This window comes from Pseudomonas sp. AC463 (genome assembly GCF_979253585.1).
The window spans coordinates 1-246 of sequence record NZ_CEEDDZ010001005.1 but is presented as its reverse complement, the minus strand read 5'-3'; the positions used below and the strand labels follow the sequence as shown (position 1 = coordinate 246).

1 pseudogene is annotated in these 246 nt (G+C 64.6%); it reads right to left on the bottom strand.

Annotated features, from left to right (window positions below):
• Positions 1–59 precede the first annotated feature (59 nt).
• Positions 60–246: pseudogene (locus AC0IYH_RS33265) on the bottom strand (PA0069 family radical SAM protein); the annotation flags it as partial.

Here is a 246-nt window from a genome sequence, read left to right as displayed (position 1 = left end):
ACCCAGTAGCCCGGGTCGAGCGCAGCGACACCCGGGAATTCCAGCAACGACGAAGGCCGTCAGAACAGCCCCATCTGCTGTCCGGGCGGCGCGAACAGCGAGCAGTCCAGAACGGCTCGCTTCGTACCGTCGTACCCATAACGTCGGCGGGCCAGGCGAAAGCGCTGGGCCAGCAGTTCGGCAAAGTGGCCTTCGCCTTTCATTCGCGCGCCAAAGCGACTGTCGTAATTTTGCCCACCGCGGGAC